A 7,753-nucleotide genomic window follows, 5' to 3' on the forward strand; every position below is an offset into this window, starting at 1 on the left:
CTGAATGCCATGCTGCGAGACGGCACAGAGTGGCGGTGACGAACGGTGGCAGTAAGACAGTTGCTCCCACATTTTGATCGCACTCCTTCTGTAGGAACGCGTTCAATTTGTGGGAGCGAGCCTGCTCGCGAAGAACGATAACGCGGTCTCGAATCTGAAAATCAGATCTTGAAGCTATCGACCAACTGCTTCAACCGATTAGCCTGCTGCGACAACGCATCACAATCCTTCAACGTTTCATTGAGGTTGGCCACGCTCTGCTGGTTCAGCAGGTTGATCTGGTTGACGTCGACGTTGAGGGTTTCCACCACCGCGGTCTGCTCTTCGGTTGCAGCGGCCACCGACTGGTTCATGCCGTCGATTTCGCCGATGCGCTGGGTCACGCTGACCAGGCGCAGACCGGCCTGATTGGCCACTTCCACGCTCTCTTCGCTGGACGCCTGACTGGCGTTCATGGTGGTCACCGCTTCACGCGAACCGACCTGCAAGGAGGTGATCATCTTGTGGATCTCTTCCGCCGATTCCTGGGTGCGATGGGCGAGGTTGCGCACTTCGTCCGCCACCACCGCAAAACCGCGTCCGGCTTCACCGGCACGGGCCGCTTCGATGGCCGCGTTGAGCGCCAGCAGGTTGGTCTGTTGCGAGATGCCTTTGATCACATCGAGGATGTGGCCGATGTTGTCGGTGCTGGCATTCAGGGTTTCGATCTGGGTGCATGACAGGCTGATCTTCTGCGACAGCTCGGTCATCGCCTGAATGGTCTGCTCGACCACCTGACGACCGTCATCGGCCTGCTCGCTGGCGCCGCTGGCGTGCTGCGACGCATCGGCGGCGTTGCGGGCGATTTCCTGAGTGGCGGCGCCCAACTGATTGATCGCGGCAGCCACGCTGTTGGTGCGCGCGCTTTGTTCGTCGGAACCGATGATCGAGGCGTTGGACGAGGCCATTACCCGTTGCGACAGGTCGTGCACGTGACGGGTGGCCGACGACACTTCGGAAATCGACGCGTGAATGCGCTCGACGAACTGGTTGAACGCGCTGCCCAGTTCGGCGAACTCATCCTTGCCTGCCACGACCAGACGCCGGGTCAGGTCGCCTTCGCCTTGAGCGATGTCCTGCATCGCGCGGCCCATGGTGGTCAGCGGACGCATCAGGACGTTGATCAGCAGGCTCAGCAGCAGCGCAATCGCCGCGACCGCGACGAACATCGCGATCAGCGCCGAAGTACGGAACTGGCTGAGGGCGGCGTAGGCCTTGTCACGATCGATCGACAGCCCGATGTACCAGTCGGCATTCGGCAAACCGCTGACCGGGGTGAACGACAGGATGCGTTCCTGGCCGTTGAGCACCACGTTCTGGTTGCCCTTCTCGATGCGCACACCGGAATTCGGGTAGATGTCCTTGAGGTTCTTCATCACCTGGTCTTTGTCCGGGCTGACGATCACCTGACCGTCACCGCTGACCAGGAACGCGTGACCGAGGCCACCGAAGTCCACCGAGTTGATGATCTTCACCAGGGTTTCCAGGCTCAGGTCACCGCCGACCACACCCAGCAGTTCGCCATTCTTTTTCACCGGCATGGCGATGGTCACTACCAGACCACCGACCGCCGCCATGTATGGCGGCGTCAGCATGGTTTTGTCGGCGACCACGGCCTGCTTGTACCAAGGGCGCTGACGCGGGTCGTAGCCGTCGGGCATCTTCGCGTCAGGCCGCTGGGTGAACACTCCGTTGGCCTGACCGACGTAGGTGAACTGGAAGTTCGAGGTGAAGGCCGGTTGATCGACCAGCCCCGGGAAGTCGGCGTCCTTGCCCTGATGGGCAACGTTCTGCGCGAGGTTTTCCAGCACCAGAATTCGCCCGCTCATCCAGTTCTGCACGCTGCTGGCGGTCAGATCGCCGGCCTGCTGCACAGACGACTGGAGGTTCTGGCGAATGGTGTTGCGCTGCAGATAGTCGTTGTAGAGGGTGAACAAAGCGAAAGCCAGGACCACGACGCCCGAGGCGGCCAACAGGATTTTATGGCTGAACTTGAGATTCATTTCATGGGACTTCTTATGCAAAAGTGGGGATGCGTTCCGGGATGCAACATTCCATGTACAGCGCAGGCGGCGTTCTGACGGCCGCTCTACTTTGGTGCACGCATGTCTCACCAGTCTGTCGGCAACATTCACGGAAATCTTAGGGCTGCGTGGGAAATGGCCTGCATTTCTGTCAGATTCCCGCCGAACGGCGTGCCAGAGCGTTCGCCACGAAGTTTTTTTGCTGGATCTCCGAGCAGAGGTTGCAAAATTCGCAGCCCCTGATAAAAATGCGACTAATTATCATTTGTGACGTTCGGGCTGTCGCGTTCATGTCCTCACCTGAGTTTGCAGTGCAGGCGCTTTACAGGAGTCATCACGGCTGGCTCAACGCCTGGCTGCGGGCGCGGCTGGGCAATGCCGCGGATGCCGCAGATCTGGCTCAGGACACCTTCGTCCGCCTGTTGCAGCGCAGCGAACGCCTGGAACTCAAGGCGCCTCGCGCATTTTTACGCACCATCGCCCGTGGCCTGGTGATCGATCATTGGCGTCGTGAAGAAATCGAACGCGCCTATCTCGAAACCATCGCCCATTTGCCCGAAGCCGAAACCCCAAGCGCCGAAACCCGCGCCTTGGTAATCGAGTTGCTCGAGAGCATCGCGCGCATGCTTGAAGGCTTGCGACCGAAAGTGCGTCAGGCGTTTCTGCTGGCGCAGTGCGAAGGTTTGACCCACAAGCAGATCGCCGCGCAGATGGGCTTGTCACTGCGTTCAGTCGAACGTTACGTCGCCGATGCGCTGTATCACTGCTACGTGTTGCGGTACGCAAGTTGATGCCTGTGGATAACAACTCAGTCGCGCGCCGCGCCGCGCCGCAGCAACAGGTGGTCAAGCAAGCCATCCACTGGTTGCTGCGGCTGCGTAACAACCATGGCAATGCGCGCCTGAGTCATCAGTGCGACGCGTGGCGCGCCGAACATCATGAACATGAACTGGCCTGGCAGCGCGTGCAGTCGCTGCAGGCGGAATTGAGCCATAACTTGCGCGCAGTGCCCGGCGCCCAGGTGGCGTTCAATACGCTGGAAAACAGTGCGCAAGGGCTGGGGCGGCGACAAGCCTTGAAGCTGCTGTCTGGCGCGGTGCTGATGGGCTCCGCGGCGTGGCTGGCCAAGGACACCTCCGTCTGGCAGCAGTGGCGCGCTGATTACGCTACGGCGACCGGCGAGCGTCGCGGGTTCCAGTTGCCCGATGGCACGCGGATCGAGCTGAACACTGCCAGCGCAGTGGATCTGGACTACACCGCGCAGCAGCGGCTGATTAAACTCACTCGCGGCGAAATCATCGTCACATGCGGCGGTAACGATGAAGGCGCGACGTTCAACCGGCCACTTCGCGTGCAAAGTCGTCATGGTATTTATGAGCCGATAAAAGCCCGCTTCATCTTGCGTCAGGACAGCGATTGCACACGGCTCACCGTCAGCTCCGGGAGCGTCGCCATCCGCAGCGGCGCAACCTCCGTCGAGGCACTCGCGGGGCAGACCTATCTGATCGATCATCATCAGGTGCGCCCGGCAGCGCCACTGGATATGGACGTGGGCGCGTGGGCCGATGGTTTGATTGTGACCCGCAATATGCGCCTGGGCGATTTCCTCAATGAAGTCGGGCGTTATCGTCAGGGATTTGTGACGTGCGCGCCGCAGGTGGCGGACTTGCGCCTGTCCGGAGTGTTCCGCCTGGAGGACACCGACACGCTGCTGGCCATCCTGCCGCAGACCCTGCCGGTGCAATTGCGTTATCGCACCCGATGGTGGGTCACACTCGAGGCGGTGGCCTGAAATTATTTTGGCGGGTTTTCGCGACAAGTCCGGCTTGGTCAGTAAGCACTTCAACTCAGCCTTTGCGACTTGCCACGGAAACCGACAATGACTGTCCGCCTCACCTGTAAGAAACCGCTGAATTTCACTGCCGAATCGGGCCTGCTGCGCCACGCCGTTCGCGCCGCCCTGCTGTCCACCGTTCTGGGTGCCGGTGCGCTGCCCGGCCTGAGCGTCGCCGCCCCTGCCAGTGAAGCGAGCAGTCATCGCTACAGCATCGGCGCCGGCCCGCTGGGCGAAGCGCTGAACCAGTTTGCCCGTCAGGCAGGCATTACCCTGGCGATGACTCCGCAGCAAACGCAGGGACAACAGTCTCCGGGCGTACAGGGCGAATATTCAACTGATCAGGCGTTGAGCCATTTGCTCAGCGGTTCGGGCCTGGAAGCAGTCAGCCAGGACGGCAGCAGCTACGTCCTGCGTCCTGTCAGTGAAACCGATGCGCTGGCACTGCCAACCACCGATATCAAAGGTTTCGCCCTCGGCAACGCACTCGGCAGCATGGAAGGCTATAACGCCACCCACAGCCAGATCGCCACCAAGACCAGTACCGCGTTGCTGGAAACTTCGCAAAGCGTGTCCGTGGTCACCCGCGAGCAAATGGACGATCAAGGCTCGCAGACCGTCTCCCAGGCGATGCGTTATACCCCCGGCGTGCTGACCAACCCTTACGGGGCGACCCATCGCTACGACTATGTGGCGATGCGCGGCTTCAACGATGGCTCGGTGGATAACATCTACCTCGACGGCCTCAAGTCGATGGGCGACAGCGGGACCTACAGCACCATGCAGGTCGATCCGTATTTCCTCGAGCGCGTGGATATTCTCAAAGGCCCGTCGTCGGTCTTGTATGGCCGCAGTTCGCCCGGTGGCCTGGTGGCGCTGACCAGCAAAAAGCCGTTGTACGAGGCCTATCATCAGGTTCAGGCCACGGTCGGTACCCAAGGTCAGCGCGGGGTCGGTTTTGACTTCAGTGGTCCGGGCGATGACGACAAGCGCATTGCCTATCGTCTGACCGGTTTGACGGATCAGTCCGACACACAATTCGACCACAACAAGGAAAAACGCTTCGCCCTCGCTCCGACGCTGAGCATCGATTTCACTGAAGACACCTCGCTGACGCTGCAGGCGTATCTGCAGCACGATCCGGATGGCGGCTACCACGGTGGCGTGCCGGCGGACGGGACGATTCATCAGCGCAACGGCAATCGCATCTCGCCGCACTTCTTCGAGGGTGAGCCGGGGATTGATGGCTACTCGCGGGATCAGCAATCGTTCGGCTATCAGTTCGAACATCGCTTCAACGATGTCTTCACAGCGCGGCAGAACTTCCGTTACCTCGACTCCAAAGTGAACATGGATCAGGTTTACGCCTATGGCTGGACGACGCCAACCAGCAACGAACTTAACCGCTACTACACCGGCGGCGATGAACGTCTGCATGCGTTCATCGTCGACAACATGCTGCAGGCCGAATTCTTCACCGGAGCTACCAAGCACACCGTGTTGATGGGTGCGGACTATCAGCGGCGCAAAACCGTGGTCGACTGGACCAGCGGCGGTCTGGCGCCGATCAATGCGTTCAACCCGGTCTACGGCAATTCGGCGATCGATATGTACGGCGACACAAGTTACCTGCGCCGCCTGGAGCAGACCGGGGCCTACCTGCAAGACCTGATCGAGATGGATCAATGGCGGTTTTCGCTGGGTCTGCGTCAGGACTGGGTCGAGACGTCGGATGAGAACCGTATCGCCGAAGCGGGCCGTCCGGTGGGCACGGAAATCAACGACCGCCGCACCAAACTGACCGGCCGCGCTGGTGCGTTGTATCTGTTCGATAACGGCCTGGCGCCGTACATCAGCTACTCCGAGTCGTTTAACCCGAACTCGTATGCCGACAGCGCCGGTAATCCTCTGCCGCCAACTGACGGGACGCAATGGGAAGTCGGCCTGAAGTATCAACCGCCGGGCACCGACAACCTGTTCACAGCCTCGCTGTTCCGCATTGATCAAGAAAATCTGGCGACCAAACTGCCGCAGGAAAACTTCTACCGCGCGGTAGGCGCTGTCCGTTCGCAAGGGCTGGAACTGGAAGCGCACATGCAGTTGACCGACAACCTGAAAGTACTCGGCAGCTACACCTTCACCGATATCGAGTACTCGAAGTCGATGGTCAGCACCTTGAGCACGCCGACCGATGTGATCGAGAACAAAGGCAACTCGCCGACTCAGGCACCGCGGCACATGGCGTCGTTGTGGGCGGACTACAAATTCGACAGTGCGGCACTCGACGGCCTGCGCCTGGGCGGTGGTGTGAGTTATGTCGGTTACAGCTGGGCGGATGCGGAAAACACGCTGAAGGTGCCTTCCTACACGCTGTTCGACGCATCGATCGGCTATGACCTGGGCAAGGTTGGTTTGAAAGGTGTCGACGTGCGCCTGAACGCGAACAACCTGACCAATGAATCCTACGTGGCCTCCTGCGCGAGTCTGAACTTCTGCTACATGGGCGAAGAGCGCAACGTCGCCGCCACGGTCAGCTACCAGTTCTAAACCTTTGCCTTGTGCATAAAAAGCCAGCCCCTGTTTTCAGGGGCTGGCTTTGTCGCTTCTGTGGGGAAATTCTCATGCGCGCATTGTTGGTGTTGTTGCATCGCTATATCGGGCTGGCAACAGCGGTGTTTTTGCTGCTGGCCGGGATCACCGGAAGCATTCTTGCGTTCAATCATGAGTTGGATGAGTGGCTGAATCCGCACTTCTACGCAGCCTCATTTGAGGGGCAACGATTGCCTCCCGGGGGCTTGGTCGACGTGGTGCAAACCACGCATCCGAAGTTGCAGGTCTGGTACATGGAGTATCCGCAGGAGACGGGGCATACCGCCATGTTGGCGGCGGTACCGCGTAATGATCCGGTGACCGGCAAACCGTTCGATGAGCGCAATCAGGTGTTCTATCTCGACCCGGTGAGTGCCGAGCAGAAGGGCCAACGTTACTGGGGTGAGTGCTGCTTTTCCCGGGAGAACTTCATTCCGTTCATTCTTGAGTTTCATTACAACTTGACGCTGCCCGGAAACTGGGGCTTGTGGTTGATGGGGCTGGTTGCCAGCGCCTGGGTGATCGATTGTTTCATCGCGCTGTGGCTGACGTTTCCTCGTGGCAAGCCGTTCTGGAAAAAGTGGTCGGCGGCCTGGAAGATCAAGGGCGGCCACGTCTATCGACTCAACTTCGATCTGCATCGGACCGGTGGATTGTGGCTGTGGTTGTTGTTGCTACCGATTGCGGTCAGCAGTGTCGCGATGAACTTGCCCAGTCAGGTCTTCAAACCGGCGGTGTCGCTGCTTTCACCGATCGAGCCGAGCGTTTATGAGGCTCGAGGGCGAATGCCTCCCTCGGAGTTGGGGGTGACACAGTTGAGTTATCAACAGGCGTACGAAAGGGCATTGGTCGAGGGGAAGAGGTTAGGGCTGACAGCGGCGATCGGGGAGTTGTATTACAGCTTTGAGTACAACTTCTACGGCGCAGGATTCGGGCAACATGACACTCAAGCGCATGGAAAATCCTGGTTGTTTTTCCACGGTACTGACGGGCGATTATTAGGTCAGGAAATTGCCGGACAAGGGACATTGGGGGAACGGTTTTACCGCTTGCAACTACCGATACATGGCGGACGGATCATCGGCTTCACCGGGCAAGTGATCATCGCGGTATTGGGTGTTGTGATTGCGGGGCTGTCAGGGACTGGCGTCTACATCTGGTGGCGCAAGTGGCAGGCCCGGCGCATCAGCCAGGCTCGTAAAACGGCCTGATGTTTGGGGGTCCTGAAACGACAAAACCCCTGTCTGCGTTAGCAGACAGGGGTTCT

The 7,753-nt window shown here is 59.6% G+C and carries 5 protein-coding genes; 4 read left to right on the forward strand and 1 reads right to left on the reverse strand.

The features are described from left to right. Nucleotides 1-161 precede the first annotated feature (161 nt). Nucleotides 162-2,042 carry a methyl-accepting chemotaxis protein gene (locus ACM6I7_RS11710; protein ID WP_027611105.1) on the reverse strand — a complete coding sequence of 627 codons (1,881 nt, stop codon included), beginning with the start codon at nucleotides 2,040-2,042 and terminating at the stop codon, nucleotides 162-164. Nucleotides 2,043-2,353: 311 nt separating this feature from the next. Between ACM6I7_RS11710 and ACM6I7_RS11715 the strand changes: the two genes are divergently transcribed. The 4 genes from ACM6I7_RS11715 (at nucleotide 2,354) to ACM6I7_RS11730 (ending at nucleotide 7,697) form a co-directional block, all read left to right on the forward strand. Beyond that, nucleotides 2,354-2,854 (forward strand): sigma-70 family RNA polymerase sigma factor, encoded by a 501-nt coding sequence (locus ACM6I7_RS11715; protein ID WP_098966527.1) that lies wholly within the window; start codon nucleotides 2,354-2,356, stop codon nucleotides 2,852-2,854. Then, nucleotides 2,854-3,855, forward strand: a complete 1,002-nt coding sequence (locus ACM6I7_RS11720; protein WP_414888628.1) for a FecR domain-containing protein — start codon at nucleotides 2,854-2,856, stop codon at nucleotides 3,853-3,855. The genes ACM6I7_RS11715 and ACM6I7_RS11720 overlap by 1 nt, the downstream gene beginning before the upstream one ends. A gap of 87 nt (nucleotides 3,856-3,942) precedes the next feature. After that, entirely contained in the window at nucleotides 3,943-6,444 is a 2,502-nt protein-coding gene (locus tag ACM6I7_RS11725) for a TonB-dependent siderophore receptor (protein WP_414888629.1), read from the forward strand. A gap of 74 nt (nucleotides 6,445-6,518) precedes the next feature. Beyond that, the gene (locus tag ACM6I7_RS11730) at nucleotides 6,519-7,697 is read left to right on the forward strand and encodes a PepSY-associated TM helix domain-containing protein (RefSeq protein WP_414888630.1); all 1,179 of its coding nucleotides are present in this window, start codon (nucleotides 6,519-6,521) and stop codon (nucleotides 7,695-7,697) included. The last annotated feature ends 56 nt before the right edge of the window (nucleotides 7,698-7,753 follow it).

This window comes from Pseudomonas sp. IT-93MI4 (assembly GCF_949767635.1).
Lineage (GTDB): Bacteria > Pseudomonadota > Gammaproteobacteria > Pseudomonadales > Pseudomonadaceae > Aquipseudomonas > Aquipseudomonas putida_A.

What these genes read in the sequence shown, in the direction of transcription:
- ACM6I7_RS11710 (WP_027611105.1), bottom strand. Translation starts at nt 2,042, where the DNA reads ATGAATCTCAAGTTCAGCCATAAAATCCTGTTGGCCGCCTCGGGCGTC.
- ACM6I7_RS11715 (WP_098966527.1), top strand. Translation starts at nt 2,354, where the DNA reads ATGTCCTCACCTGAGTTTGCAGTGCAGGCGCTTTACAGGAGTCATCAC.
- ACM6I7_RS11720 (WP_414888628.1), top strand. Translation starts at nt 2,854, where the DNA reads ATGCCTGTGGATAACAACTCAGTCGCGCGCCGCGCCGCGCCGCAGCAA.
- ACM6I7_RS11725 (WP_414888629.1), top strand. Translation starts at nt 3,943, where the DNA reads ATGACTGTCCGCCTCACCTGTAAGAAACCGCTGAATTTCACTGCCGAA.
- ACM6I7_RS11730 (WP_414888630.1), top strand. Translation starts at nt 6,519, where the DNA reads ATGCGCGCATTGTTGGTGTTGTTGCATCGCTATATCGGGCTGGCAACA.